Origin of the sequence: Rossellomorea sp. NPDC077527, from assembly GCF_044542955.1 — a bacterium.
Classification (GTDB): Bacteria; Bacillota; Bacilli; order Bacillales; family Bacillaceae_B; genus Rossellomorea; species Rossellomorea aquimaris_E.
Map to the genome: position 1 here is coordinate 948,295 of NZ_JBITVL010000001.1, position 26,560 is coordinate 974,854.

Genomic DNA, 26,560 nt, shown 5'->3' on the forward strand with positions numbered 1-26,560 from the left:
CCATCATCTTTTCTTTATAGAATAGTGAAAAGGGGAATTCTCATCATAAGAATTCCCCCTGTAAGAATTAATTGCCTAGAAATTTCTCTTTGAAGAAGTCCAACTGATAATCCAAAGTAAGAGGATCGTTAAAATAAAATTCCATCATATTCACTTCAAATACCTGGTTGTTCTTCACTGCAGGAATGTTTTTGTACGTTTCGGTTTCCATAAAGGAGTTATCTGCTTTAGGATCTTTACTTAAGATCAAATAGTCTCCCGCAAACTCGGGCATCACCTCAGTGGAAAGGGCGAAGTATCCAGGTTCCAAAGCTTGTTCTTTTACTTTTTCAGGCATATTCAAATCCATTTCTTGATAAAGGATTTCTGTACCGCGACCCCAATTGTTTCCGTATACGTATAACTGCTTATTAAAGCTTTCAATGACGGAAACGGTTGCATCTTCCCCGATTTTGGCTTTAATATCATCACCGGCAGTTTGGGCACGCTTTTTGAAATCATCGACCCATTGTTGAGCTTCTTTTTCTTTGTTTAATAGTTTCCCAATTTCGATGTGTTGAGTTAAATAGTCTACTTTTCCATAAGTGTATGTAACCGTAGGGGCGATTTCATTTAACTTATCGACATTTTTGATATTGGATAATCCAATGATTAAATCGGGATCGAGTTCGATGATTTTTTCCAGATTTTCGTCGGTTACTTCTTCAACCCCTTCGAGTTCCTTATCCCAGCGAGGATTCATCTTGGACCAGGAATCCACACCGACGAGATTTACATCGAGTGCCATCACGTTTCCGGCAAATGAAGATAGAACGACGACACGCTGTGGATCGGCCGGTACTTCAACGGGACCATTTTCTGATTGATAGGTAATGGTATCTGATGCTTTTTCTTTTTCTTCTGAACCTTCTTTTGATGTAGAGCTGTTGCTGCATGCACTAACGAGTAGCAACAGCAGAATAGTGAACGGGATCATCCATTTTTTCATATTTATTTTCTCCTTTTAGTAAGTTATATGTCATACACATTGGCTTATTTGTTCGAGGATCTCTTCCAATCTCGGCATCTATCTGGAATACTTTTTTCAATACATCATGGGTGATGACTTCCTCACATGTACCCGATTTTACGATTTCACCCTCCTTTAACGCTACAATATAATCGGCAAAACGGGCTGCCTGATTCAAATCGTGAAGGACCATGACGATTGTACGGTTCTGTTCTCGATTGAGCGTCTGCAATAGTTCCAATACTTCGAGCTGGTGAGCCATGTCTAAGTATGTAGTAGGTTCATCGAGGAAGATAATGTCCGTTTCCTGAGCGAGTGCCATGGCAATCCACACCCGTTGTCGCTGACCACCTGATAATGCATCCACTTCCCTGTATTTGAATTCTTGGGTTCCCGTTACATCAAGCGACCAGTTGATGACATCATAATCTTTTTTTGTCAATCGCCCGATTCCTTTTTGATGGGGGAAGCGCCCATAAGACACTAATTCCCCAACGGTCAGACCGCTGGCACTTTCAGGTGTTTGGGGAAGGATCGCCAACTTTTTGGCCAGCTCTTTCGTGTTTCCTTTCGAAATGACTTCCCCATCCAGCACAACATTGCCGGAGTGGTGGGGGATGATGCGGGTAATCGCTTTCAGCAAGGTGGACTTGCCACACCCGTTGGACCCAATGATGGTGGTGATCTTTCCGTCCGGAATGTCGACGCTGAGATCCTTCACAATCAATCGGTCTCCGTATCCAATGTTTAATTCATCTGTATAGAGGCGAACCATTTTATGCCCTCCGTTTAGTAAAAGATAAGTTGATAATGATTCTCATTCTCGAACAATTTCAATACTATAATCCTTTTTTCTTAAAGTCAATAGAAAATTTGGTTGTCAAACTAGTGAAAAAGAGGTAGGATTTAATTGAGAATGATAATCAATTAGAATGAGGTTGTGTGAGGAGTGAACGAAAATGGATCATCAAGATGTATTTGATGTTACAGTCATAGGAGGCGGCCCGGCAGGTCTTTACTCGGCTTTTTATAGTGGTCTAAGGGAAATGAAAACAAAGATTATCGAGTATCAGCCAGCATTGGGTGGTAAAATCCATGTTTATCCCGAAAAAATGATTTGGGATGTCGGTGGACTTACTCCAATACCGGGTGCTCAGCTAATTCACCAGCTTGTTCAACAAGGTTTAACCTTTGATCCTACGGTTGTTTTAAATGAAAAAGTGGAGACCATTACACGTAAGGAAGATGGAGTATTCATATTGGAAGGCTCGTCAGGGCAGAAGCACTATACAAAAACGGTGATCGTTGCCGTCGGAAGTGGCATCATTACCCCTCAAAAACTTGATATCGAAGGGGCAAAACGGTTTGAGGTTACGAATTTGCATTATACGGTCAAGTCATTGAGAAGTTTCAAGGATAAAACTGTTGTGATTTCAGGTGGGGGAAATTCGGCGGTCGACTGGGCCAATGAATTGGAACCGGTGGCGAAGAAGGTGTACGTGACATATCGGAAAGATGCCCTTAACGGTCATGAAGCGCAGTGTGCCCAGCTAATGAACAGCTCCGCCACCTGTCTGTTCAATACCTCAATCACCAAGCTCATTGCAGCCAACGATCACCAGACTATTGACGGGGTCGAGTTGACCAATCATCAAACAGGTGATGTATCGCATTTATCCATTGATGAAGTCATTATCAATCATGGCTATGAAATCGATACAGAACTGCTGAAGAACAGCTCATTGGGAATTGAAATGATCGATCAGTATTACATTGCAGGGACTTCAAACAGTGAGTCGTCCATCAACGGACTATATGCAGCAGGAGATATATTAAAACACGATGGGAAAGTTAACCTCATTGCAGGAGCGTTCCAAGACGCCGCAAACGCCGTCAATAAAGCCAAACAATACATACAACCAGAAGCAGAAAGCTCCGCCATGGTATCCTCCCATAACGAAGTCTTCAAAACCAAAAACAAACAACTCGTTAAAGAGATGATGAAATAGAGGGACGGACCTCTGTTTTTGTGGATGAATCCTTTTATATCAAGAGTTTAGTAGTGAAACTAGAGGTCCGTCCCTCAAAACAAGTCCTCATGAAAAAAGATGCTTACCGAGGTAAGCATCTTTACTGGTTTTATGCGTTTTATGCGTTATACTGTTCAACATTCTTACTGTGACTTGATTCATTACGCTTGTTGGCAAAGTAACCTAAGAGCAAGATCAGGACCGTCAACCCAATGGTAATGATGGTGGTGATTGCTCCATGCTCTATATTTACCAGGTTTAAGAATTTCTCATCTGACACGATCATTTCTCCTGCTGTGTAGGCAAGGATCCCTGCTCCAAGGTATGCAATCCAGCGATATTTTTCAAGGATTTTTACGATGGCTTTTGATCCGAATATCATGATCGGAATCGAGATGAATACGCCAAGGGCGATCATGCCGATATGTCCATGCGCGGCACCGGCCACAGCAACGACATTATCAAGACTCATAGCGGCATCGGCAACGATGATGGTCATGATGGCCTGTCTAAGTCCGGTATGCGATTTGATATTGGCATCTTCTTCATCTTCAACGAGTACCTGATAGGCAATCCATAGAAGAAGGATGCCTCCGATAAGATGCACAAATGGAATTTGCAATAAATAAACAATAACGGCAGCAAATAAAATTCGCAGGATGACAGCTCCAGCCGTACCCCAGAATATCGCTTTGTTTTGGAGGTCTTTTGGTAATCTTCTTGTCGCCATGGCAATGACGATTGCATTATCTCCAGACAAAATGACGTCGATGGCTATGATTTTTAAAAGGGCAATGATTGCACCTGTCGAAATGGCAAGTCCAAGTGGAAATAAGAAATCCATATTAGTTCCTCCTTGTATAATCTATGAACGAAATACTAACTAATCTATAGTACCACAAATAATAGATTTATAAACTTCCAACATTTTAAAGATCCTTTTTCTTTATCCTTTAGAGGAAATTCGTGGTTAATAGAGAAAGTGACATGGAGGAGAATGAATGATAAAGGAGGAGCAGGATTGAGAGAAGAAATTCAATTTCATAAAACGATTCCGATCTTGAGAATATTTGATATTGAAAAGGCAAAAGAATTTTACATGGATATCCTTGAATACACTCTTGATTGGGAGCATGCTTTTGAAACATCTTTCCCTCTTTACATGCAGGTGTCAAAGGGAAATAGCATTCTTCATCTTTCAGAACATCATGGAGATTGCAGTCCGGGTGCAGCCATTAGAATGGAAGTAGAAGGGATAGAAGAGTTTCTATCAGGCATTTTAAGAAAGAATTACCGGTTCGCAAAACCAGCAATAGAACATACCCCTTGGAAAACAAAAGAATTTCAAATAATCGATCCGTTTGGAAACAAGCTGATCTATTATCAAGAACTCACATAACATGAAAAATCCCCGACTCCATTTTAAGAGCCGGGGATTTTTTCGTTGATTAATATTGCGGGTAAGGCGGTGGATAAGGGTACGGGTAGGGATATGGATACGGTACTGGTACCGGATAGGGTCCCGGTGATGCCGCAGCTCCGACGGCCAGGCCTGTCACAGCACCAGCAGCGAATGGGTATCCACCGTGATGCCCCCAGTTCCAGCCATTATTCCAATTCCCTCCGTGTCCCCAGGAGGCATGCCCATGGCCATGGCCCCAACTGGCGTGACCTCCACCTCCGTGCACCCGTCTATGCATACTCAATGGTAAATTCAATGTCAGTCTCACCTTTCTCAAAAAAGAGGAATTGCTACATCATATGTGGATTTTCCTTAAAGGGGATATAAAGTTTCACAGGATCACAAGGAAAAGCATTTCTCACGTGAACTTTATGAACAAAATACACAAAAGTTTTCTTTTGACGTTTATTTTCGATTTATTCTATTAAGTTTCGGAATTTTCTATAATGAAAGCGTTATCGAAAATATTCAAAGGGGGAGAAAATGAATGAAAAAGAAAAACGGTGTATTGGCTCTTATTTTATCAGGATTATTAGTCGCAACCACTGCATGCGGAAGCTCGGATTCTGCCAGTAATACTGAAACGGATGGGAAGTGGGCACCCTCAAAGCCGATTGAAGTCGTGGCTCCGGCAGGCGCTGGCGGAGGCTGGGATACAACGGCCAGAACCGTATCAAAGGTGATGGAAGAACAGAAAATCATTGACCAACGTATGGCTGTGGTCAATAAGCCTGGTGGTGGTGGATCTGTCGGCTGGTCCTATATTGATAGCAAAAAAGGGGATAATCATACAATGTTCGTGACATCTCCGCCAATCTTCTTTGTACCACTTAATGGGCAGTCTACATTATCGCATAAAGATTTTACTCCAATAGCGGGGGTGATTGCTGACTACGGGGCTTTTGTTGTAGATGCCGATTCACCATACGATACGATGAATGATCTTGTGGATGTATTAAAGAAGGATCCGACATCTGTTTCAATCGTTGGTGTTTCTTCACCTGGAAGCATGGATCATATGCAATTCGTTAAGGCCGTTAAAGCAGCAGGAGTGGATGTGAAAAAATTAAAATATGTTTCCGCACAGGACGGTTCAGGTATGAGTATGCTCCTTGGCGGAAAAGTAGATGTCTATTCCACAGGACTTGCAGAAGCATCTGAACAAGCACGTGCCGGCAAGGTGAAAGTTCTGGCTATCACAGCACCAGAACGCCTGGAAGGGGATACCGTATCAGATTTCCCTACGTTGAGAGAACAAGGGATCGACGATGAATTTGTTGTGTGGCGCGGTTTCCTGGGACCAAAGGATATGGATCCTGATGCCGTCGCCTATTATGAAAATGCGTTCAAGGAAATGATCGAAACGGATCAATGGAAGGAAATGCGGGACAAGTTTGGCTGGACGGATAACTATATGTCTTCTGAAGAGTTCAGTGATTTCCTGGATAAAGAATACAAGGAAATCGAAGCATTGATGGAGGAAATCGGCTTGAAAAAATAGAGGTGTTGGGAGCAGATTTCTCTGTTCCCTCCTTTCTTGATTGGAGTGAATCATATGAGAACCAAACCAGATCGCATCATATCAATTATTTTATTAGTATTTTCAGGGATCTATTTAGCTCTAAGTTATCAGCTTCCTGCATTTCCCTACGCCATCATAGATAGCGACGTACTTCCAAAAGGGCTGGGATACCTGCTGATTGTATTAACACTTGTCCTATTCGTTCAGGCAAAAGATGATACCGAAGAAGATAAGAAAAGGCGATATGTTAAAAAAGAAGATGTCATCATTTTATTATCGGTGCTTGGAGCGCTGCTCATCTATATCTATTTATTAGAACCTATTGGATTTTTATTATCTACGATTCTGTTTCTGTTAGTGATCCCATTTGTCCTGGGGTTCAAGAAGAAAGTGACTACTGTATTAGTCGCCTTTCTCTTTTCAGGAATCATGTATTACTCATTTACCTATTTACTCAATATTACTTTACCACAGGGAATTCTACCCTTTTAGGAGGTGACCAGCATGATTGAAAGTATCTTATACGGGTTTCAAGTAGCCTTCACACCCGAGAACCTGTTTTTCGCATTTATCGGTGTTTTAGCAGGCACCATCATTGGCATGCTGCCAGGGTTAGGTCCAATCAGTGCCATTGCGATCATGATCCCACTCAGTTATGGAATGTCTCCCGCATCGGCATTGATTCTGATGGCGGGAGTGTATTACGGTGCCGTATTTGGCGGTTCCACATCTTCGATTCTATTAAATGCCCCCGGGATATCGGGAACGGTGGCGACTGCGTTTGACGGATATCCCATGGCGAAGCAGGGGAAAGCAGGAAAAGCTCTCGCCATTGCCGCGATCTCTTCATTCGCAGGAGGAACCATCAGTGTCGTGGCCCTCATGCTCGTTGCCCCTTATATGGCGAAGCTTGCCATCACATTCGGTCCAACAGAGTATTTCGCTCTCATGCTGTTGGGACTGACTGCAATTTCGAGCTTATCTGAGGGATCGACGAATAAAGCACTGATCTCTGCGACAATTGGCTTGATGATCGCGACAGTGGGGATCGATCAGCAAACGGGAACGCAGCGATTTACGTTCGGAAACCCTGGTTTATTGGAGGGCATCGATTTTCTCATCATCGCACTGGGGCTATTTGCTCTTTCGGAAGTGTGTCAGCTCATCATTTCAAGGAATGAAAATTCGTTAAAGGGGAAGGAGGCAGTTGGTAGCTTAAAGCTGGAGAAGCATGAGTTGAAAGAAATGGCAGGTCCGATCAGCCGCCATTCTGTCCTTGGCTTTATTCTCGGGGTACTTCCTGGAGCAGGTGCAACGATCGCATCCTTTTTATCCTATATTTCAGAGAAGCGTTTATCCAAAGATCCATCTTCATTCGGAAAGGGAAATATTAAAGGGCTTGCTGCTCCTGAAACGTCTAATAATGCCGCAACAAGCGGCGCCTTTGTTCCTTTATTGACATTAGGGATACCGGGATCAGGAACCACTGCTGTCCTACTTGGAGCCTTATTGGTTGTAGGGGTGCAGCCGGGACCATTGATGCTGCAGGATCACCCGGATGTTTTCTGGGGAGTCATCGCCAGTATGTATATAGGGAATCTCTTTCTTTTAGTTCTAAACCTTCCACTCATACCAATATTGGCGAAAATCCTATATATTCCTAAACAACTGTTAATTGCCTTGATTATCGTGTTCTGCCTAATCGGGGTGTATGCCGTCAGCTTTAACACATTTCATTTATACCTTCTTGTCGGGTTCGGTGTGCTGGGCTATTTATTGAAAATGTTCAAGTTTCCTGCACCGCCATTTATTCTTGCGTTTATATTGGGTGGGATGATGGAGCAATCATTCCGGCAGGCGATGACGATTTCAAACGGTTCATACAGTGTATTTTTTCAAAGCCATATCACCATCGGGTTACTGATTGTTTCATTCCTCTCCCTGGTTCTTCCGACTGTTGTAGGATTAAGGAAAAAAGGAAATCCTGCAGAGTACCAAGAGTTAAAGAAAGAGGCTTGATCATGGAAAAAGCAGTGTGTCGCCACACTGCTTTTTTTCTATTCCTGAAAGAAGTACCTTCGTTGAGGTCTCCCGACACCTCCATAGGTCAGCTCTACGATGATTTTCTTTTGTGATACAAGGTATTCCAAGTACCGTCTGGCGGTTGTGCGGGTAACGCCGACTTCTCCAGCCATTTCTTCTGCTGTGTATCCCCGGTCATCTCCCGTTCTGATGCTCTTGAGAATGGATTCCAATGTAAGGGTATCAATGCCTTTCGGAGGCGGTTGGATGGTCTGGATGGTTCCGGTAGCTTTCTTTCTATTAAAAAGTCTATCCACTTCATGTTGATTTTCCACTTGAGAATGATTCATTCTCTCTTTATACTGTTGATATTTTAGCAGGGTGTCTTCAAACCGGTTAAAGATAATCGGTTTTAGTATATAATCGAATGCACCGCCACGGATCGCATTGGAAATATGCTCCGTCTCCTTGGCTGCAGTAACAAGAATGACATCTGTGTTTCGGTGGTTTTTTCTGATCTCCCATAAAAACTCACTACCGGTTCCGTCGGGAAAATACACGTCGAGGAGGATCAAGTCCGGCTTTACGACATGTAATACTTTTTTGGCTTCAGTTATCGTGGTGGAGATCCCACCCACCTGGAATCGTTCCAATTGAGCGATATACTGACTGGTGATTTCAGCTGTTTGAATGTCATCCTCTATAATAAATACGTTCCATTTACGCAATGTGCTTCCCCCTTACTATCGCTTTGGAATACTGACCGTAAATAAGGCTCCACCCAGTTCACTCTTCTCCACTGTTAAATATCCATTCAAATGCTCCACGCTTTTTTGTACGAGGTGAAGGCCGATTCCCCTGTCTTTGCCATGTTTAGTGGAGTACCCTTTCTTAAATATTGATTCTATATTCTGGATTCCTGCACCGCTATCTTCTATTTCAAAAAGGTAATCATTCCCGAGATCAGTCATGAACATTTGAACCTGCCTGTTATGTTTCGGCAGGGATAGTAATTCTTCAAAGGCATTATCTAGGAGATTCCCGATGATCGTAATCAATTTTTCCCGCTGGACATCCGAAAGCGGTGTGGTGATCGAGCTATCAGGGTGAATCGAGAAAGAAACCTTCAGTTCCTGAGAACGATTATATTTTCCAATGATAAGGCCGGCAAGGACCGGATCAGGAACCGCTTTCAATAAGAATTGAATCAGATCCTCATATCCGGATGATTCCTCTTGAATGAGAGTCAATGCTTCTTCGTGGTGATGAAGTTGAATCAGGCCTGCGATTGTGTTCAATTTATTACGATACTCATGTGTCTGGGAGCGTAAGATGCTTGAGTATTCCTGAACCTGGGAGAGTTCTTTGGAAAGCTGATCCATTTCATCTTTTCTTCTAAAACTGGCAACCACGCCTACAATCTTTTCTTTTTCCATAATAGGCAGTCTGTTCACAATAAGGTCATGATGATTCAATGAAATCTCATCATCCAGCTGACTTTCTCTCGTTTTCAGCACATCCATCATCTTTGTATCGGGGATGACGTCCAAAATATGTCTGCCCCTGTTGGAATGTTGATAATTCAATGCGAGGATCCTATGTGCATTCGCATTGATTTCAGTGATCAATCCATGTTGATCGATGGCGATGATCCCTTCACGGACCGATTCGATGATTGCCCGTTTTTCCTTGAACTGCATGGCTATCTCGGCGGGCTCCAACCCGAAGATCGCTTTCTTGATACCTTTTCCTATGAAAAATGAACCGATGATCCCGATTAACAGGATACCGGCGACGAGTGTCAATACCTTCGTCCGATATGGTATGACAATGTCGTGGATATTATCTTCGAGGAATCCGACAGACACCACTCCGATGATGTCCCCTTGAGCGTTTCTGATGGGTACCTTTCCCCTGACTGAAGGTCCCAATGATCCGGTTGCGTGAGAAACGTAGGATTCCCCCTGTATTAATGCCCGGTCATTATCACCACCCACCATTTTTTTGCCGAGCCTTTCAGGCAAGGGGTGGGAGTACCGGACAGAGTCTTTATTGCCGACGACAATGAAGGTTGCACCGGTTTCCTTTCGAATATCTTCGACAAGGGGCTGGATGATATCTTCCGGCTGGTTTGTACGAAAAGCTTCGATGACAGCGGGCATTTTTGAAACAGATTGTGCCACTGCAAGGGCTTGCTTTCCTTTCAAATCCGTCAAAGTACCTGATAACATCCGAAAAAAGATGATCGATAGAGATAAAATTAAAATGGAAAGAAGTGTTAATACGATCACGATGATTTTGGACTGAAGCGAGAACTTTTTCAACATAGTCTCCTTTTTTAGAAAATTCTATTATTACTAGAATAAAAGAGTTCGGATATTTGTACAAGGGGATGATAAGAGGAGGGGGAAGGAAATGTAATAGGGTATATTGGCTTTAAGACAGTGCCGTGTTCACAATTTGGCACAAATTTATCCAGAAGTGGCCCAATAACTTTCTAAAGTGGCACAATTTTAGTGAAAAGTGGAACGATAAAAGTCCAAAGTGGCCCAAATGGTGAGGAAAGAATGGTTTAATACAGATGGGGGTAAATGATTTTCATCGCCATTCCACAGTAAAAAACGTGTACCAGGTACAAACATCAGTCATTGTACCTGGTACACGTACCACTTTACGCCCACATCCCAGGCTTGACGACCATGAACCACAGCATAGCCAAAAGCAGGAAGAGATAAATCCAAACGGTCCGGTGTAATTTTCTCACCAGCCGTTCCCGATCCGCATGATCCTCTCCGAATTTCCGCAGGGTCGGCGAGAATGCCCGTGCAAGAAAGAACAGAGAGCAGAACATGATGACGAGTGTCATGATGATCCACGGTGTTGTCCATGTCCATGGTCCGAGTAGTACCAGGAGAATGCCCGTTCCTACAAGGACATGCCCTGAATGCTTGGAAAGCTGCACGGTGATACGGAACGTGTCCAGATAGGTTGGGAGGATGGACTCTGAAGCGAAACGGATCTTCCTCATCATCGGCAATAATATGAAAAAGGGCCCTATGGAGGCCACGACACTGATGACGTGAAGGTAGATCAGTGTTCTGTATAGTAGATGCTCCATGATATGCTCTCTATTCAGTCACTAAGCTGAATTCGTGGACCCATACTTTCATGTCGGGGTGCCAAGGCATTCCCGGATGGTAGGAAAGGATGGTGTTTTTATATTCCTCCACTGTTTGAAACCCTTCTTGACTGGCGTGTTCATTCGTCAGTTCGCCGAGTGATTGTGAATAGACATTTTCCACTATGTATTTCTTCCCCTGAAGCTCCATGATTTCCCCGATATCCGCGTATCTTCCATTACGGCGGGTCGCCGTTTTCTTTCCTTGAAGCACCTTTTCGACGTCTTCCGCTTTGGTGACAAGGCGTTCAATCGTACATGTCTTTGGTGGCAATGGTTGATTTGTCATTATTATCAAACCCCTTTCGACCTTTACTATAGCATAGTCCAGGTATGAGAAAAATGTGGAGATTTCACTTAGCCGATCTGTATTTCCAAATCTGGATTTCTTTCTCTGGCAGTGAAGGATAGGTGGTGCTATGATGGGATGAAATAATTGAAATAGAAAGAAGGCGCAGGAAGCTTTGAAAAAATGGCAAACGTATATGATTCTTGTGTTGATCATGTTGATATGGGGCTTCAATGTACCTGCATTAAAAACGTTGGTGAGTGAATTCACACCTGTTACGATCACCTCACTCCGTATTTTCACTGCAGGCGTTTCCGTGTTTATTATCCTTGGTGTGATGGGGAAGGTCAGGAAGCCGACACCTAAAGAACTTTTGTTCATCATTAGCGGAGGGCTGTTGAATGTGGTTAGTCACCATTATTTTTTATCAGTCGGGCTAACGGGGACGTCGTCTACTAATGGAGGATTGATCCTCGGAACGGGACCGCTCTTAACGGCTTTGATGGCTACGATCATCCTAAGGAATCGTCCGACCGTGATCAAGATCCTTGGGTTCCTTTCCGGAGGGATCGGAGTGGCAATCATCGTATTGTCTGGAGGTGAAGGAATAGGCGGATTGAAGATGGGAGACCTTTTCATTTTTGTTTCTATTTTTTCTCAGGCTTTGAGCTTCATCATTATAAGTCGTGCTGCGAGAACCTTGGATCCACGGTTGCTGACGGGGTATATGCTTGTGTTCGGCTCCGTCGTTCTGTTTGTCATTAGTTTGTTCACAGAACCAGGTGGGCTGAGACAATTAGGAAATGCATCTGTTTCGATATGGGTATTGTTCTTTGCCTCGGCCATTTTGGCGACAGCTGTGGGACATATGATATACAACCATTCCATTGGAAAAATCGGTGCTGCGGAAACATCGATTTTCCTGAATCTCAATACATTCTTCTCCCTTGTCGGAGCATCCATATTCCTCGGTGAGTCTGTGACGACCTATCATCTGATCGGATTGGTGTTCATTGTACTTGGAGTCGTGTGCGGTTCCGGTACATTTGAAGAATTTGTGATAAGGAGAAAACAAAAGCGCTACTTAGAGAGAAAGCAGAATCATCAGATGTAGATGGTTCTGTTTTTTTTATCCATCATATTTCTCTTATCCACACAATAAAATAAATGGTCAGTACATTTTGAGGAGGACAGGTATGCTGAATGATCAAATTCAAAAACTGGTGAATAATCTGATTCAAATCGAGCATGTGTCGACTACCTTATATCTGGCCATGTCCGCCTATATGGCGAATCAGAATTATACGGGGATGGCGAAGTGGCTGAGGATCCAGTCAGAGGAAGAGCGCACTCATATGCTGAAGCTGATCGACTATATGACGGACAGGGGAGGCCTGGTAGACCTTCAATAGCTTCCCGCTCAACCGAAGGAATATGGAACCCCTCTGGAAACCTTTCAAAAGGTGCTTGAGCATGAGCGATTTGTGACGAATTCCTATCAACAGGCTTATCAGTATGCGGCCCAAAATGATCAACAGACTGCGGTGATCATCCAGGAATTCTTAAGAGAACAAATCGATGAAGAAGCTCAGGCACAAACGATAGTCGATCGGTTGAAAATGGCCGGGGACAATCCTGCTGCTGTATTGGTACTCGATCAAGAGCTTGGTCAGAGGACAGCGGCACCTGCTGCAGGAGCTGCACCTGGCGGCGGTTGATATCACCAAACGGAAACCTGCTTAGCCTTCATTAAGCAGGTTTTTTTATTGAAATCCATTCGGTGAGGATACACCATGATCATTAAGCCCATACTGAAGAATACAGACTCTTCTAAGGATGATCATATTGATTTATATCTATAACGATTTTGGCGGAACACATACCACATCTATGGCTGCAGCGTATCATTTACATATTTTGAAACCGGGAATTCTGTCTAAAGAAGACATCCTTTCTGTCCCATTCTTTAACCAGCTTAAAAAAAAGGATAGGGGACGCATTTTTTATCATGGTAAGGATGAAGAAGGAAATCCAGTGTTCACGATTGGGCGCAGGAATTCAAAATATGTTGTCCCTGCTATGACAGATTTAAGCTACATCCTGCTTGAGAGGTACGGGCAAAACGAAAAGATCGTGATTTCCAACACATCACCAACGGTTCCGCCACTCATGACTGCTGGAGGCTTTTTCTCCCGTGAATTGGGGATCGACTCGATCGGTGTTCCTCTTCTTGTCAAAGGGGCAAAGCAGTGTCATGGTCTCATCCAGCATCTGGTGGATGAGACGAAAAGAGTAGCGGCTGCCTCCCAAGAACTAGTGACAGTACTGGAGAACAAAGAATATCAGTACAAAATGGGAAAAAAGGATATCTTCTGGAAGTAAAGCATATTATAATTAAGAAAATACTACTGGGTAAAAGGTCTGTTCTTAAGAGCCAGGGAAAAATGGAATGGACCCGTACATAATGGCCATACTACAGTAAAACGGAGGTGTCGATATTGGAAGGTAAACCATTTCACTTTGATGGCAGTCACCATTTCGCAACAGGGGAAGCACAAGAGAACACTCCATTCGAACTAACAGACGAAATGAGAAAAAATATCGGGGGAAACCCTTTTGAAGTGCCTGGTGAAGAAGAGTAAGGCATTTCCCAAAACGCTGCCCTAAACAGGCAGCATTTTTTTTACCGGTAAATGAGGATAATTCCATCCATATCTTCACAAAATACGATTGTCTATAAATAGAAGCAAAGGATGGATGATGATGGCACAAGTATTATATATAACCGCACATCCCCATGATGATACACAGTCGTATAGCATGGCGGTTGCAAAAGCATTCATGGATACATATAAGGAAGTGAACCCAGGAGACCAAGTGATTCACCTCGATTTGTATCAGGAACATATCCCACATATTGATGCAGATGTGTTCAGCGGTTGGGGGAAGCTTCAATCAGGTAAGGGATTTGAGGAGCTTTCGTCTGAAGAACAAATGAAAGTGAGACGCCTGAATGAATTATCAGATCAGTTCATAGCAGCAGACAAGTATGTATTTGTCACTCCATTCTGGAATTTTTCATTCCCGCCGGTGATGAAAGCATATATTGATTCCGTTGCAGTAGCAGGGAAATCGTTCAAGTATACAGAGCAGGGACCGGTTGGATTATTGACGGACAAGAAAGCCATCCATATCCAGGCCCGGGGCGGTATATATTCTGAAGGACCGGCAGCAGGGATGGAAATGGGACATCGGTATTTGAGTATCATCATGCAGTTTTTCGGAGTCCCTTCCTTTGAAGGCGTATTTGTGGAAGGACATGCTGCCATGCCGGACAAAGCCGACGAAATCAAGCAAAATGCCATTTCCCGTGCGAAAGATGCAGCCCATACGTTCTAAGAATCAGAAAGAAATGGAAAGAAGCAGGGACAAAAGGGTTTCAGCAAAAGAAAAATCCGAACGAGTGATTGGAAGAAAATCTCGTTCGGATTTTTTCTTGTTTTTTTAAAAGTAAAGACTGTGTATTTAGCTGGATCTAGCTGTTGATTGGAGTGCAAGACGAAGACTCCTACGGGAAAAGCGGAATAGGTGAGACCCCGCAGGAGCGAAAGCTGTGAGGAGGCTCGCCTTCCGCCCGAGGAAAGCGAAGTCTTGCACGGAAATCAACAGCGGTGAAACACGTGATCCCAGATGGTTCGCCTTTAAAGTTGGTTCATATAATGATGTCCCTGAAACTTTTTACATTTACACAATCGCAGACTTCTCCACTTCATTCCCTTTTGGCTCGGGAACGAAGGCGAGTACCACGATTCCAATGATAAAGAGGATGACAAGACTGAAAACACCACTGTTGGATGCACCTGTCACTTGAGCGGTGACAGCGACGAGCAGTGGACCGAGGATCGAAGCAAACTTCCCGAAAATATTATAGAACCCAAAGAATTCGTTTGCATTTTTCTTTGGTATCAGTTTGGCGAAATAGGCCCTGCTAAGTGCCTGTATTCCTCCTTGAGAAGAAGCGACAAGCATGGCAAGAATCCAGAAGTCCATGGTCGTTTCTAAGAAATAGGCGTAAATACACACAATGATATACACGCAGATTCCTACATACAACATCTTTTTGCCTGTGAATCTTTCGGCCAGCCTTCCATATAGAATCGCGAATGGCCCGGCCACCACCTGGGTCACAAAAAGAATGATCAAAAGATTGGTGGAAGTGATACCAAGGTCCGAGCCGTATGCCGTGGACATGGTAATGATCGTGCCAACTCCGTCAATATAAAAGAAATAAGCCAGCAGGAATAAGAAGAGTGCGCGGTATTTCCTGATTTCTTTCATCGTTTTTCCAAGTCGTTTAAAGCTGCGAGCCACAGCGTTCTCTTCACGTTGGATAAAGTAACGCTGGTGGACATTTTTTATGAGGGGAATGGTGAATAGTCCCCACCATAATGCTGTGATCACAAAGGCAATCTTGCTTGCAACGGTTACAGAGAAGGGAAGGATTCCATTCTGGGATAAGATGATGATGGCGATACTGATGATGAATGGAATCGTACTTCCGATATATCCAAATCCAAATCCCCGTGACGATACCCGGTTCATTCGTTCTTCCGTCGTCACGTCGGTCAAAAAGGCATCGTAGAAGACGTTCGAGCCTGCGGAACCGACGGCTGCCACTGTATAAAAGATCAACAAGAGCAGCCATTGATCACTTGGAACAAATGCGAGGAGGGCAGTGAAGGTCACCCCTAACGCAAAGAAGAAAGAAAAGAATTTCTTTTTGTATCCTTCATAATCGGCGATGGTTCCGAGTATGGGACCAATCATGGCAAGAATGAAGGTGGCAATGGCAATGGTATATCCTAAATAGGCCGTTGAATCCGCAGCGCTGACCCCGGCGTTTGTCGCGGCAGCTTTATAAAAAAGTGGAAAGACGGCGGTAGAAATGATAATGGAATACGCAGAATTCGCCCAATCGTAAAATATCCAGCTGCTTTCTTCTTTCGAAAATCGCTTCATTGTTTTTCCCCCTAAGGAAACAGAATCTTCTTTATATGTTCAGCAATGCTTCAATCGGTTCTCCATCGGTATCTTCCAAGGTAAGGCCGAGAAGTCTTGCAAATGTCGGCCCTTCATCGATGAGACGCATAGAAGGGATTTCGACGTTCGAGCGTATCCCTCTTCCGGCAGCCATAAAGATCGTGGAGTAGTCTGCCTTTTCTGGAGAATATCCGTGAGATCCATACGTATAACGCTTATTCTTCACATCTTCCTTCGTAACCGAATGAATGAAGGATCCGTCCAGCACATCTTTAAAGTAAAAGCCGGGTCGTGCTTCCAGCATAAAGGAACATTGCCCATCTGCCCCTTTTGCAGCGGCTTCTTCACCGGTGAGAATGAATTCGATTCCATTGGAAGGGTCCTGTTGCAGCTTGGACAAAAGGGACTTTACTTCTTGTACAGTTGCAGGATCTTTCGTGTAGACGTAGGCAGAGCCATCACATCCTTTGCAATAGGCTTTCCAGTCGGTCACCTTTCCCCGGTCCGTTACTGTGATCAATCCCTTTTCCTTTAGAAGGGTATTGAGTTGAACAGCCTTTGATTCATCCAAGGCACTATGATCTCCAAGGGCGACGATGGTCGATTTGTCATAGAGACCGTTATCCTGTAAAGCCTTTATGATTCTTCCTAATCGCTCATCATGTCGACGGAGGGCTGCATGTGCTTCCTCTGAAGCGAATCCATGGTAGTGACGTTGCGTATCAAGGTCTGTAAAATGGACAAGCAATAGGTCAGGTTTCCTTTTAATCGTTTCGATCGTCGATTCCAGAACGAAATCATCCAGTTCGGGCTGATCCAATCCCTTCCGGATGTGGCCAAAGAGGCGATTCATTTGCAATTGATAAAGTGGGGTGCCATTCAAAAGGGAAACAAGGATTTGATTATGCCAAGGACGATTGGCAAAGATTTCGGGCATGTTGTAATCAATATCCGCCTTCGCTGTCACCGGCCATAACAGGGCAGCGGTGGTCATATTGGCTTTCCTCGCTTCATCATACAAGGTGGTACCCTTAATCGATTTTCGGTGCCAGTGCCAGTCAGGGGAATCCCTCCCAGGCTGTAGGAGAGTATTATTCACAACACCATGGCGATTAGGGTATTTACCGGTGACAAGGGTTGCGTGACAAGGATATGTCACAGATGGATAGATGGTTTTGACATGCCTGCAAAAGGATCCTCGTGCAAGAAGTTCCTGGAAGTGGGGAAGGTCCTTTAATATGGGGTAATCCAAAGCAGATAAACAATCGAATGAGATGACAATCAAGTGCTCGGTCAAACGTTTCATATGTGCCTCCAGATTTCTCGTATGATTGTACTATATACCTATTAATATAGCAGAACATTCAGAATAAAAATATGAATTTTCAGTTAAAGGGATACGAATGTGTGTAAAGGGGGAAGGGGATGAAAGAAACAGGGAGGGAAGGACCCCGCCCTGTCACAATTCAAAAATTAGATTTTCACTTTTTTTCCGATCCGGCTATCCTTGTGTACATCGACAGTGCCTGAGTATTCGATCGTATCAATGTCACAATTCTCCTTGATCACAACATTTTTACCACGAACGAGCTTCGCTTTCGTGTTTTCAAGTTGAACTTCATCGCCTTCAATCAATTCTGAAGATAAGATATCTTCCTTTTGCAGAAAGAAGTTGACCACTTGCTTGAACAGCCTGTTCGAGTTATGGTGAGTCACCGAAATCGTTTCGCCACCAATCTCTTTAATGAATGATTCGTGATTGATCTCTATTTGAACGTTGTCGGCATTCAACAGTCCGTCGATATGGACAGATCCCGAAGAAGAGAAGGTTTCGACTTCACAATCCTGTTCCACCTTTAATGCTCCGCTTGCTTTGACTGTTCCGCCCTGGATCTTTCCACCTACCTTGCACGAACCGCTGACCTTGAATTTTTCAATAATCAGATCCCTGGCCACTTTACTTGAACCACTAATGTTCATTTCAGCCGCCATTACGGAGCCGTTGTACTTAGAACTTCCGCTCGTTGTAATCGTTTCTGCTTTTGTATCTCCTTCAATGGCGGAGGAACCGCTTGTTTTAATGACACCTGCTTTAACATCTCCTGCAACGGTTCCAGATCCTGAAATCTTCATCTCACGGCAATCAACATCTCCTGCAATCTTACCGCTTCCACTGATCTTGACTTCATCAAATTGTCCGCCGCCTGACGTTCCTGACCCGCTGATCTTCAAATCATGCAGCTTTTTCTTTTCCACTGTATTCATTCATTTTTCCTCCAATTTTAGGGATGTCATATCCCTTTCGTATTCGTTAATGTGATCTTCAATTCTTCCGTCATTTGTTGTAAATCGAATCTCAACACAACTTGAGCCATATGATCCACCAGAAAATCTGAAGGGAGGGGAAGGAGCAGCCATACATACGAAGTTCCTTTACGGATACCAATGAGCTCAAGGGAAGATTCTTTCAGTGGAGTAAACTTCTCATGAAGAAAAAGAAATAAGGTTTTCTGATCTTTTTGTGGTACCTGTAATTTTCTTACCTTCTCAATAATCATCATATTTAGGATGTCACCGAATTCAATTGCGTTTTTAACCGGTACTAGTGATGTGCAGAGGTTCATCGTCTGTTCTGAAAGAATGTTATGTGAGCGTAATTCTTCTTCCTGGATTTCAATCTTCGTCGGATTGGGTGAAAAAAAATCCGAGAGCTCATCAAGTGAATAGCCATCTTTCATCTCTTTAATCGTGTCAATTCTCGCAAGCATCTTTTCCCTTGGGAAAAACGTTTCCTGACCGGTGTAGCTCGATTTCTTGATGAACCAGCTTTCAGGGATGATATTCTTTCGTTTCCAGCGGTACAGCTGTCCATATGATATACCGGTCAGCTCTAATACTTCCTTTTTTGAAATAAGGTCTGTTTCCAATGAGGGGTCACCTCTTTTTCGTAACAAAACATTGTTACGTTACTTTAGAGATAGTGTAACAGAACAATGTTACGTTCGTAAAGAGGGTTTGAAAAAATTTTGAACGGCATGGACCGGTGTGAGTCCATTCAGCATTAGAATGGTGTTTAATGGACCTGGTTACAACCATTTCATCCACTCCATTCCAAACTGTCCAATATATGTTTATAACAAAGCAATAAGGGTACTAGTGAAGCAGAATGTTTTACATAGTAAACTTCAATAATCACAGAGAGGGATGAAAGAATGGCAGACGATCATCGTACGCAAGTGAACGGAAAGACGAAGGATAAACAGCTTGAACAGTTCAGGGTTGAAGATGAAGGAAAGCATCTAACAACCAATCAAGGGTTGAAAGTATCAGAGGATGAATTCTCTTTGAAAGCGGGAGAAAGAGGACCTACGTTGATGGAGGATTTCCATTTCCGAGAGAAAATGACTCACTTCGACCATGAACGGATTCCTGAGCGGATCGTTCATGCACGGGGATTCGCGGCACATGGGGAGTTCGAACTCTATGATTCTATGAAAGAATATACACGTGCCAAATTCCTGCAGGATACATCAAAGAAGACACCTGTATTTGTCCGTTTTTCCACTGTAGCGGGATCGAAGGGTTCTGCTGAAACCGTACGTGATGCACGAGGATTTGCAACCAAATTTTATACCGAAGAAGGTAATTATGACCTTGTCGGAAATAATATCCCTGTTTTCTTCATTCAGGATGCCATCAAATTTCCGGACCTGATCCACGCGGTGAAACCGGAACCGCACAATGAAATGCCCCAGGCTGCTTCTGCCCACGATACGTTCTGGGACTTTGTAGCGAACAATCAGGAATCTGCACATATGGTCATGTGGGCCATGTCCGATCGTGCTATTCCTCGGAGCCTTAGAATGATGGAAGGATTCGGTGTCCATACATTCCGTCTCGTAAATGAAGATGGAAGAGCCCATTTTGTGAAATTCCACTGGAAGCCGGTACTGGGAACTCATTCCCTCGTATGGGATGAAGCCCAGAAGATCAACGGAAAGGATCCTGATTTTCATCGCCGTGACCTATATGAGTCCATTGAAAATGGGGACTATCCGGAATATGAACTTGGCGTGCAACTCATTAAGGAAGAAGATGAATTTCATTTTGACTTTGATTTACTCGATCCTACCAAGCTATGGCCGGAAGAGGAAGTCCCAGTGAAGATTGTCGGGAAAATGACCCTTAACCGCAATGTCGATAACGTCTTTGCCGAAACGGAGCAGGCCGCTTTCCATCCAGGCTCTGTGGTTCCGGGAATCGACTTTTCAAATGATCCGTTATTACAAGGCCGCTTATTTTCCTATACCGATACACAATTGATCCGCCTTGGCGGGCCAAACTTCCACGAGCTCCCAATTAATAGACCGGTGTGCCCTTTCCACAATAACCAAAGGGACGGATACGGACGCCACACGATCAATAAAGGTCAAGTGAGCTATCATAACAACTCTCTTGCTCACAATTCTCCAGCACCTGCTTCTAAAGGAGAAGGGGGATATACTCACTACCAGGAGAAAATGGAAGGACGCAAGGTCCGTGCCAGGAGTGAAAGCTTCAAGGATCATTTCTCACAAGCGACCATGTTCTGGAATAGCATGAGTGAACCAGAGAAAGAACATATCATTCAAGCCTTTAGCTTTGAACTCGGTAAAGTGAAGAGCAAATCAGTCCAGAAGCAGGTCGTTGATATGTTTGCACATGTAAGCATGGACCTAGTGAAAGGGTTTGCCGAAGCAATTGATATAGAAGTACCTGAAGGAGAAGGGTCAAAGGTAACGAAGTCATCTCCAGCCTTAAGTCAGGAAAATACGATTAAGAAACCCGCTACCCGCAAAGTAGGTGTCATCATTGGAAACGGTTTTAAGGGTGAAGAAGTGAAGATGGTTCTTACTTCCCTTAAGGAAGAGGGGATCCAACCTGAAATTATCAGTGATAAGCTTGGCATTCGTAAAGGGAATAATGGTACAGAGCTTGAAGTTGACCATACATTCTTAACATGTGAATCCGTGTTATTTGATAGCCTTTACGTGGCAGGCGGAGAGGATGTAGATAAAAAATTCTATCAAGATACGACATACTTTGTGAAAGAAGCCTATTCTCACTACAAACCGATCGGCGCAACACATGAAGGGGTGAACTGGTTGAAAGACGCTGGTGTCACCGGTTCAGGAGTCGTAACGGGAGAGGATATGAAATCATTTGCCGATGAGTTCACAGCAGCCGTAGCTGCTCATCGTCATTGGAACCGTGAATTGATATAAGTTTATGCGGTAAGGAAGATTCTTTCTCTTTTCAAAGAGGAAAATGCTAGACCTGAAAAAAGGGTCTAGCATTTTTTTATTTCAAGAATGCCCTTTTTACTAGTAAATAGACGATAGTATCAATCGAAACTAGCAATCTAAACATATGATAAACATGTAAAAGTGCTTTGCATTCACTGGATAAGCAGGGTGCTATTGGTTGTGTGTCAGTCATTCTTAAAGTGAGTTTGATATTTTTGATTGCATTTGATTCTACTAACCGTTAGTACATTGATTTACGAGTTTTACATTGACATTTGCGAAGAGAGGGAGGGGAAATCAATGAGTGAAAAAAATAATCCGTTGGAAGAAATGATGGATTTAATCGGTCAATACACAAAAGAAGATGGCAGTAAATTGGACTTTGAGTCGGTAAAGGATAAATTAAGTTCATTATTTAAAGAGGATTCTCAAGGAAAGGGATCTGTTGATGTGCTTGGTTCACTTGGAAACCTAGGGGCTGTTGGTAACATGATGAATGTTCTTCCAATGCTTGAAAAGGTGGTGAGACAACATATGAACAAATATGGTTGCTGCAAAACACACAAGCAAAATTGCAAAAATGATTTGGATGACATCAAAGAACTTCTGGAAGATATTCTAGACGAATTGAAGAAAATTAAAAAATGTACCTGCCATAAAAAGAAGCATGGTTGTTATAAAGACAACTGGGAGCACTGGTATTAATCGAAAAAGTTGGCGTAAAAGCCAGCTTTTTTGTTTGGGTCTGGAATGGACACTATTTCACATGTTCATACATAGTAATTTCAATTAACAATGTGCCTTGAAATGAAAAAATTTCCATGAGCAAAAATCTTGAAAGTCAAAAAAGGTCAAAGTATACTAAGTTTGTAAGGTCAAAGAAAGTCAAAGTCAACGATTGATCTTACCTAAACCAACTAACAATTGATTTAAATATAGAAAACTACAGGAGGTCATGTTTAATGAAATGTCAAGTATGTCAACACAATCAAGCAACGGTTGAAGTGTATACTCAGGTGAATGATCAGAAGTCCAGTATGAAGATGTGTTCAGCTTGCTTTCAAAAGCAGCAGACACCTTCTGGAATAAACGGAGGATTTCCTTTTGAAGAATTGTTCAAAGGAATGAACATGGCAGGAAACCCAACTCAGGGATTCCAAAAACAGCACCATCCATCTTCACCCCAAATCCAGAGTGGAAAAGGGGGAGGAGGCGTCCTTGATCAATTCGGTCGAAATGTCACAGGAGCTGCCAAAGCCGGTTTGATTGACCCCGTCATCGGTAGGGATAAGGAAGTGGAGCGTGTCATTGAAATCCTGAATCGCCGCAACAAAAACAACCCCGTATTGATTGGTGAGCCAGGTGTCGGTAAAACAGCAATCGCAGAGGGGCTTGCCCGTAAAATTGTGGCGGGTGATGTCCCATCCAAACTATTGAATAAAGAAGTATATGTGATGGATGTTGCATCATTGACTGCAGGTACAGGTGTACGAGGATCATTCGAAGAGAGGATGAAAGCCATCATCAATGAACTGCAGAATCGCGAGAATGTCATGCTGTTCATCGATGAAATCCATCAATTAGTGGGAGCGGGTTCTGCAGAAGGTTCCATGGATGCAGGGAATATCCTTAAACCGGCCCTGGCCCGTGGTGAGCTGCAGGTCATTGGAGCCACCACGCTTAAGGAGTATCGTCAAATCGAGAAGGACGCTGCCCTTGAACGCCGTTTCCAGCCGGTCATGGTGAATGAACCGACTCCAGAGGAATCGATTGAAATTCTTAAAGGATTAAAGGAAAGATATGAAGACTATCATGGAGTGGAATTTTCAGACGAGGCCATCGAGGCTTGTGTGAAGTTATCACATCGTTATATCCAGGACCGGTTCCTCCCGGATAAAGCGATTGATTTGATGGATGAAGCCGGTTCGAAACTCAACCTTCTCTCAGAAGGCAAAGATAAATCCGCCATCCACAAAAAATTAAATGATATTCGAATGAGGAAAGAGCGAGCAACGAAGGAAGAGAACTACGAACAGGCTGCCATTCTTAGGGATCAGGAAGCAGAATTGGAAAAACAGCTGGGCGAAGGATCATCCCAAGCAAAGGCTAGAGTAGAAAAGGAATTGATCCAGACGATCATCGAAGGAAAAACAGGCATCCCGGTTGGAAAGCTTCAAAGCGATGACCGGAAACGTATGAAATCACTGGAAGAAAACCTTGCCCATAAAGTGATCGGACAGGAGGAAGCGGTGAAAAAAGTAGCGAAGGCCATCCGCCGCAGCCGCGCTGGACTGAAAGCGAAGCACCGGCCGATCGGATCATTCCTATTCGTCGGACCGACGGGGGTAGGGAAAACAGAACTTACGAAAACTCTGGCAGAAGAACTGTTTGGTTCTAAAGATTCCATGCTTCGATTGGATATGAGTGAATATATGGAGAAACACTCTGTTTCTAAACTGATCGGGTCACCACCAGGATATGTAGGGCATGAAGAATCCGGTCAATTAACAGAGAAGGTGCGACGAAATCCTTACTCCATCATCCTATTAGATGAAATTGAGAAGGCACATCCTGATGTTCAACATATGTTCCTGCAAATCCTCGAAGACGGGCGTCTTACGGATAGTCAGGGCAGAACAGTCAGCTTTAAAGAGACCGTCATCATCATGACAAGCAACGCAGGTGTGACAGACAAGAAGGAAGCGGTTGTCGGCTTCAACACCGGCGGCACAGACGCGATTAAAGAAACAAATATTCTTCAATCATTGGGTGCTTACTTTAAACCGGAATTCCTGAATCGATTCGACAGCATCATAGAATTTGGAACCCTTGAAAAAGAAGAGCTGCTTCGAATTCTCGACCTGATGCTGAATGAGCTGGAGACCGAGCTTAAAGAGCAGGGAATTACTGTGGAAATTGATGGGGAAGCGAAGCAGAAGCTTGTGGAACTGGGCTACCACCCTGAATTTGGGGCACGTCCATTGCGTCGTGTCATCCAGGAAAGAGTGGAAGATAAGATTGCCGATTTCCTTTTAGATGAAGAAGGCGTGAACGAACTGATGGTGTCAGTTGAAAATGATGAAATCATTGTGAAATAAATGAGAAAGAAGCATCCGTGAAGGGTGCTTCTTTTTTAATCTTTCCTTTTCAAAATCGCGATATAAATGGCCATTGTTAAATAAACGCCTAAAACCAAAATAATAAATAGTGGTGTAGAAAAGGAAGACATTGAAACACCCTCACTTTAATTCTTGTAAAGATGGATGGAAAATGAATAATAGGATGGCAATGATGGGTAAGGAGATCATGATGGCAAGGAGAGGTTTCTTATGATGTAACCCTAAAATTGAAAACATGATGATGTTAAACAATGCGGACCACCCTAAATTCCAGTCATTTTCATACAGGAACAGCCCTTTTTTATGAAACAGGAATTCAAGAAATGTGAAATAGGTTATCCAGCAGGTAAGATACAGCCATTTCTTTTTACCATAGGGATAGTAGCGAAGAAAGATCATGATCACAACAGGAATAATGAAAAAGGTGAACACGAGTTCAATAAGGGTATGGTTTAGCCAGTCCACCGTTACAGCCTGGTACTTCCATAAAGTATGATTATAAAAAATGACGTTATATGTAAGGTTACAGATGATATAATATTGAACCGTCGGGTAATAATCTTTCCAGCGTTTCCAATCAATAAAAAGCTTGGCAAAAATCAGATAAACAGCCACTACCAATAATAAATACATATCGCGTACAATCCTTGTTTTTAACACTCAGTATGGACGTAATGAGAGAAGAATAGACACTCAGGATAGAGAAAGTGCCTGATTCTCGTTGAATCAGGCACTTTAGTGTGTATTTATTCGATTTCTTCCAAAACTTTATCGATCGCTTGAGCGACACCATGATCGGTGTTGATGGCTGTTATCCAATCAGCCGCTTCCTTTACAGCTTCCTGTGCATTCCCCATCGCCACACCGAAGCCTGCTTCACGGATCATAGCAATATCATTCATGCTATCGCCAACTGCCATAACCTGATCCATTGAAAGGTTCAGCCATTTACACACCTTCACCAATGCTGCGGCTTTATTGACACCGGCGGGATTGATTTCAATATTGGTTGGAGATGAGTTTGTGATTTCAAGTGCTTCATTCTTCATCAGTTCATCCATCATAACTTTACGGACCTCATCATCCTGGATATCAAATCCGAACTTCAGCCAGTTATAGGTTTCAATGTCTTGGTCAAAGGGCTTCTTGCTATTGAATAACCCCTGGGAAGTGGAAGACCAAAAGTACACATCATGCTCCTCCTTCAACGCCCAAAGCTGTTTCACAAGATCAATATCAAGAGGGATGCTGTCTACGAGATTATATTCATGATCGTAGATTTCCCCGCCATTCACAGTCACAAGATAGGATGATCGGCCAAGCTCATCTGAAATATCCCGGCATGTGAAAAGGGAGCGACCGGTACTTAACACAACATGGATTCCCTTTTCCTTAGCCCGTTGGATGGCTTGTTCGTTTTCCGGGGATACTTCACCCTCATGGTTAACGAGAGTCCCGTCCATATCCAGTGCAATCAGTTTAATGTCCATTTTCTATCACGTCCTTCTATTCATTCATATACAGTTTAATATACTGGGAGCAAATCTTCTAGGAACGCGACTTGATTTCCCTATATTCACTTCTACGTATTACAATGGTAAAAG

26 protein-coding genes and 1 pseudogene are annotated in these 26,560 nt (G+C 43.3%); 13 read left to right on the forward strand and 14 right to left on the reverse strand.

Annotation, left to right across the window (positions count from 1 at the left end):
• Window positions 1–67 precede the first annotated feature (67 nt).
• Together ACIGG7_RS04825 and ACIGG7_RS04830 are read right to left on the reverse strand one after the other, a co-directional pair.
• Entirely contained in the window at window positions 68–988 is a 921-nt protein-coding gene (locus tag ACIGG7_RS04825; protein WP_224943273.1) for an iron-hydroxamate ABC transporter substrate-binding protein, read from the reverse strand.
• Window positions 939–1,784, reverse strand: a complete 846-nt coding sequence (locus tag ACIGG7_RS04830) for an ABC transporter ATP-binding protein (RefSeq protein ID WP_224943275.1) — start codon at window positions 1,782–1,784, stop codon at window positions 939–941. The genes ACIGG7_RS04825 and ACIGG7_RS04830 overlap by 50 nt, the downstream gene beginning before the upstream one ends.
• Window positions 1,785–1,968: 184 nt before the next feature.
• Between ACIGG7_RS04830 and ACIGG7_RS04835 the strand changes: the two genes are divergently transcribed.
• On the forward strand, window positions 1,969–3,018 hold the full coding sequence (locus ACIGG7_RS04835) for an NAD(P)/FAD-dependent oxidoreductase (RefSeq protein WP_397549035.1): 1,050 nt from the start codon (window positions 1,969–1,971) through the stop codon (window positions 3,016–3,018).
• Between the two features lie 139 nt (window positions 3,019–3,157).
• On the opposite strand, the gene ACIGG7_RS04840 is transcribed toward ACIGG7_RS04835, so the two are convergent.
• Window positions 3,158–3,883 carry a TerC family protein gene (locus tag ACIGG7_RS04840; RefSeq protein WP_397549036.1) on the reverse strand — a complete coding sequence of 242 codons (726 nt, stop codon included), beginning with the start codon at window positions 3,881–3,883 and terminating at the stop codon, window positions 3,158–3,160.
• Between the two features lie 177 nt (window positions 3,884–4,060).
• Here ACIGG7_RS04840 and ACIGG7_RS04845 point away from each other — a divergent pair, with 177 nt between their 5' ends.
• The gene (locus tag ACIGG7_RS04845) at window positions 4,061–4,438 is read left to right on the forward strand and encodes a glyoxalase superfamily protein (RefSeq protein ID WP_397549037.1); all 378 of its coding nucleotides are present in this window, start codon (window positions 4,061–4,063) and stop codon (window positions 4,436–4,438) included.
• A 49-nt stretch (window positions 4,439–4,487) separates the two neighbouring features.
• Here the strand turns inward: ACIGG7_RS04845 and ACIGG7_RS04850 are convergent, their stop codons facing one another.
• Complete coding sequence (locus tag ACIGG7_RS04850; protein WP_397549038.1) at window positions 4,488–4,757, reverse strand: hypothetical protein; 270 nt, start codon at window positions 4,755–4,757, stop codon at window positions 4,488–4,490.
• Window positions 4,758–4,988: 231 nt separating this feature from the next.
• On the opposite strand from ACIGG7_RS04850, the gene ACIGG7_RS04855 reads away from it, so the two are divergent.
• From ACIGG7_RS04855 to ACIGG7_RS04865, 3 genes are read left to right on the forward strand one after another with little or no spacing between them, the layout of a single operon-like run.
• The gene (locus ACIGG7_RS04855) at window positions 4,989–6,002 is read left to right on the forward strand and encodes a tripartite tricarboxylate transporter substrate binding protein (protein WP_397549039.1); all 1,014 of its coding nucleotides are present in this window, start codon (window positions 4,989–4,991) and stop codon (window positions 6,000–6,002) included.
• A 54-nt stretch (window positions 6,003–6,056) separates the two neighbouring features.
• Complete coding sequence (locus ACIGG7_RS04860; RefSeq protein WP_397549040.1) at window positions 6,057–6,515, forward strand: tripartite tricarboxylate transporter TctB family protein; 459 nt, start codon at window positions 6,057–6,059, stop codon at window positions 6,513–6,515.
• 12 nt (window positions 6,516–6,527) lie between these two features.
• Window positions 6,528–8,042 carry a tripartite tricarboxylate transporter permease gene (locus ACIGG7_RS04865; protein ID WP_397549041.1) on the forward strand — a complete coding sequence of 505 codons (1,515 nt, stop codon included), beginning with the start codon at window positions 6,528–6,530 and terminating at the stop codon, window positions 8,040–8,042.
• A gap of 38 nt (window positions 8,043–8,080) precedes the next feature.
• Here ACIGG7_RS04865 and ACIGG7_RS04870 read toward each other — a convergent pair whose 3' ends face one another.
• The 4 genes from ACIGG7_RS04870 to ACIGG7_RS04885 all read right to left on the reverse strand — a co-directional run bounded on the left by ACIGG7_RS04870 (window position 8,081) and on the right by ACIGG7_RS04885 (window position 11,512).
• On the reverse strand, window positions 8,081–8,773 hold the full coding sequence (locus ACIGG7_RS04870; RefSeq protein ID WP_397549042.1) for a response regulator: 693 nt from the start codon (window positions 8,771–8,773) through the stop codon (window positions 8,081–8,083).
• A gap of 15 nt (window positions 8,774–8,788) precedes the next feature.
• Window positions 8,789–10,372, reverse strand: a complete 1,584-nt coding sequence (locus tag ACIGG7_RS04875; RefSeq protein WP_397549043.1) for an ATP-binding protein — start codon at window positions 10,370–10,372, stop codon at window positions 8,789–8,791.
• A 344-nt stretch (window positions 10,373–10,716) separates the two neighbouring features.
• The gene (locus ACIGG7_RS04880; protein WP_224943297.1) at window positions 10,717–11,163 is read right to left on the reverse strand and encodes a hypothetical protein; all 447 of its coding nucleotides are present in this window, start codon (window positions 11,161–11,163) and stop codon (window positions 10,717–10,719) included.
• Window positions 11,164–11,173: 10 nt separating this feature from the next.
• Complete coding sequence (locus ACIGG7_RS04885; RefSeq protein WP_224943298.1) at window positions 11,174–11,512, reverse strand: ASCH domain-containing protein; 339 nt, start codon at window positions 11,510–11,512, stop codon at window positions 11,174–11,176.
• Window positions 11,513–11,687: 175 nt separating this feature from the next.
• On the opposite strand from ACIGG7_RS04885, the gene ACIGG7_RS04890 reads away from it, so the two are divergent.
• From ACIGG7_RS04890 to ACIGG7_RS04910, 5 genes and pseudogenes are all read left to right on the forward strand, one after another.
• On the forward strand, window positions 11,688–12,626 hold the full coding sequence (locus tag ACIGG7_RS04890) for a DMT family transporter (RefSeq protein WP_397549044.1): 939 nt from the start codon (window positions 11,688–11,690) through the stop codon (window positions 12,624–12,626).
• A gap of 85 nt (window positions 12,627–12,711) precedes the next feature.
• Window positions 12,712–13,230: pseudogene (locus tag ACIGG7_RS04895) on the forward strand (ferritin).
• A gap of 127 nt (window positions 13,231–13,357) precedes the next feature.
• A complete protein-coding gene (locus ACIGG7_RS04900; protein ID WP_397549045.1) occupies window positions 13,358–13,894 on the forward strand; it encodes a DUF3189 family protein in 537 nt (178 codons plus the stop codon).
• Window positions 13,895–14,010: 116 nt separating this feature from the next.
• Window positions 14,011–14,154, forward strand: coding sequence for a hypothetical protein (locus tag ACIGG7_RS04905; RefSeq protein WP_224943304.1), 144 nt, complete (start codon window positions 14,011–14,013; stop codon window positions 14,152–14,154).
• A gap of 121 nt (window positions 14,155–14,275) precedes the next feature.
• On the forward strand, window positions 14,276–14,911 hold the full coding sequence (locus ACIGG7_RS04910; protein WP_224943307.1) for an FMN-dependent NADH-azoreductase: 636 nt from the start codon (window positions 14,276–14,278) through the stop codon (window positions 14,909–14,911).
• Between the two features lie 345 nt (window positions 14,912–15,256).
• Here the strand turns inward: ACIGG7_RS04910 and ACIGG7_RS04915 are convergent, their stop codons facing one another.
• The 4 genes from ACIGG7_RS04915 to ACIGG7_RS04930 form a co-directional block, all read right to left on the reverse strand.
• A complete protein-coding gene (locus ACIGG7_RS04915; RefSeq protein ID WP_224943310.1) occupies window positions 15,257–16,531 on the reverse strand; it encodes an MFS transporter in 1,275 nt (424 codons plus the stop codon).
• Between the two features lie 31 nt (window positions 16,532–16,562).
• The gene (locus ACIGG7_RS04920; RefSeq protein WP_397549046.1) at window positions 16,563–17,858 is read right to left on the reverse strand and encodes an alkaline phosphatase family protein; all 1,296 of its coding nucleotides are present in this window, start codon (window positions 17,856–17,858) and stop codon (window positions 16,563–16,565) included.
• A gap of 167 nt (window positions 17,859–18,025) precedes the next feature.
• Window positions 18,026–18,817 (reverse strand): polymer-forming cytoskeletal protein, encoded by a 792-nt coding sequence (locus tag ACIGG7_RS04925; RefSeq protein WP_397549047.1) that lies wholly within the window; start codon window positions 18,815–18,817, stop codon window positions 18,026–18,028.
• Between the two features lie 26 nt (window positions 18,818–18,843).
• Window positions 18,844–19,479: a DUF4004 family protein gene (locus ACIGG7_RS04930; RefSeq protein ID WP_397549048.1), complete on the reverse strand. Its 636-nt coding sequence runs from the start codon at window positions 19,477–19,479 to the stop codon at window positions 18,844–18,846.
• Between the two features lie 285 nt (window positions 19,480–19,764).
• On the opposite strand from ACIGG7_RS04930, the gene ACIGG7_RS04935 reads away from it, so the two are divergent.
• The 3 genes from ACIGG7_RS04935 to ACIGG7_RS04945 all read left to right on the forward strand — a co-directional run bounded on the left by ACIGG7_RS04935 (window position 19,765) and on the right by ACIGG7_RS04945 (window position 24,935).
• On the forward strand, window positions 19,765–21,816 hold the full coding sequence (locus ACIGG7_RS04935; RefSeq protein WP_397549049.1) for a catalase: 2,052 nt from the start codon (window positions 19,765–19,767) through the stop codon (window positions 21,814–21,816).
• A gap of 321 nt (window positions 21,817–22,137) precedes the next feature.
• Window positions 22,138–22,542 carry a hypothetical protein gene (locus ACIGG7_RS04940; RefSeq protein ID WP_224943324.1) on the forward strand — a complete coding sequence of 135 codons (405 nt, stop codon included), beginning with the start codon at window positions 22,138–22,140 and terminating at the stop codon, window positions 22,540–22,542.
• A 257-nt stretch (window positions 22,543–22,799) separates the two neighbouring features.
• Window positions 22,800–24,935, forward strand: a complete 2,136-nt coding sequence (locus tag ACIGG7_RS04945) for an ATP-dependent Clp protease ATP-binding subunit (RefSeq protein WP_397549050.1) — start codon at window positions 22,800–22,802, stop codon at window positions 24,933–24,935.
• Between the two features lie 141 nt (window positions 24,936–25,076).
• On the opposite strand, the gene ACIGG7_RS04950 is transcribed toward ACIGG7_RS04945, so the two are convergent.
• Both ACIGG7_RS04950 and ACIGG7_RS04955 read right to left on the reverse strand, forming a co-directional pair.
• The gene (locus ACIGG7_RS04950; RefSeq protein ID WP_397549051.1) at window positions 25,077–25,589 is read right to left on the reverse strand and encodes a CBO0543 family protein; all 513 of its coding nucleotides are present in this window, start codon (window positions 25,587–25,589) and stop codon (window positions 25,077–25,079) included.
• 113 nt (window positions 25,590–25,702) lie between these two features.
• On the reverse strand, window positions 25,703–26,446 hold the full coding sequence (locus tag ACIGG7_RS04955) for a Cof-type HAD-IIB family hydrolase (protein WP_224943332.1): 744 nt from the start codon (window positions 26,444–26,446) through the stop codon (window positions 25,703–25,705).
• Window positions 26,447–26,560 lie beyond the last annotated feature (114 nt).

Coding starts and splice junctions, on each gene's coding strand:
- ACIGG7_RS04925 (WP_397549047.1), bottom strand. CDS start 18,817: ATGAATACAGTGGAAAAGAAAAAGCTGCATGATTTGAAGATCAGCGGG.
- ACIGG7_RS04860 (WP_397549040.1), top strand. CDS start 6,057: ATGAGAACCAAACCAGATCGCATCATATCAATTATTTTATTAGTATTT.
- ACIGG7_RS04955 (WP_224943332.1), bottom strand. CDS start 26,446: ATGGACATTAAACTGATTGCACTGGATATGGACGGGACTCTCGTTAAC.
- ACIGG7_RS04940 (WP_224943324.1), top strand. CDS start 22,138: ATGAGTGAAAAAAATAATCCGTTGGAAGAAATGATGGATTTAATCGGT.
- ACIGG7_RS04835 (WP_397549035.1), top strand. CDS start 1,969: ATGGATCATCAAGATGTATTTGATGTTACAGTCATAGGAGGCGGCCCG.
- ACIGG7_RS04885 (WP_224943298.1), bottom strand. CDS start 11,512: ATGACAAATCAACCATTGCCACCAAAGACATGTACGATTGAACGCCTT.
- ACIGG7_RS04840 (WP_397549036.1), bottom strand. CDS start 3,883: ATGGATTTCTTATTTCCACTTGGACTTGCCATTTCGACAGGTGCAATC.
- ACIGG7_RS04825 (WP_224943273.1), bottom strand. CDS start 988: ATGAAAAAATGGATGATCCCGTTCACTATTCTGCTGTTGCTACTCGTT.
- ACIGG7_RS04935 (WP_397549049.1), top strand. CDS start 19,765: ATGGCAGACGATCATCGTACGCAAGTGAACGGAAAGACGAAGGATAAA.
- ACIGG7_RS04865 (WP_397549041.1), top strand. CDS start 6,528: ATGATTGAAAGTATCTTATACGGGTTTCAAGTAGCCTTCACACCCGAG.
- ACIGG7_RS04915 (WP_224943310.1), bottom strand. CDS start 16,531: ATGAAGCGATTTTCGAAAGAAGAAAGCAGCTGGATATTTTACGATTGG.
- ACIGG7_RS04910 (WP_224943307.1), top strand. CDS start 14,276: ATGGCACAAGTATTATATATAACCGCACATCCCCATGATGATACACAG.
- ACIGG7_RS04830 (WP_224943275.1), bottom strand. CDS start 1,784: ATGGTTCGCCTCTATACAGATGAATTAAACATTGGATACGGAGACCGA.
- ACIGG7_RS04950 (WP_397549051.1), bottom strand. CDS start 25,589: ATGTATTTATTATTGGTAGTGGCTGTTTATCTGATTTTTGCCAAGCTT.
- ACIGG7_RS04920 (WP_397549046.1), bottom strand. CDS start 17,858: ATGAAACGTTTGACCGAGCACTTGATTGTCATCTCATTCGATTGTTTA.
- ACIGG7_RS04855 (WP_397549039.1), top strand. CDS start 4,989: ATGAAAAAGAAAAACGGTGTATTGGCTCTTATTTTATCAGGATTATTA.
- ACIGG7_RS04945 (WP_397549050.1), top strand. CDS start 22,800: ATGAAATGTCAAGTATGTCAACACAATCAAGCAACGGTTGAAGTGTAT.
- ACIGG7_RS04880 (WP_224943297.1), bottom strand. CDS start 11,163: ATGGAGCATCTACTATACAGAACACTGATCTACCTTCACGTCATCAGT.
- ACIGG7_RS04875 (WP_397549043.1), bottom strand. CDS start 10,372: ATGTTGAAAAAGTTCTCGCTTCAGTCCAAAATCATCGTGATCGTATTA.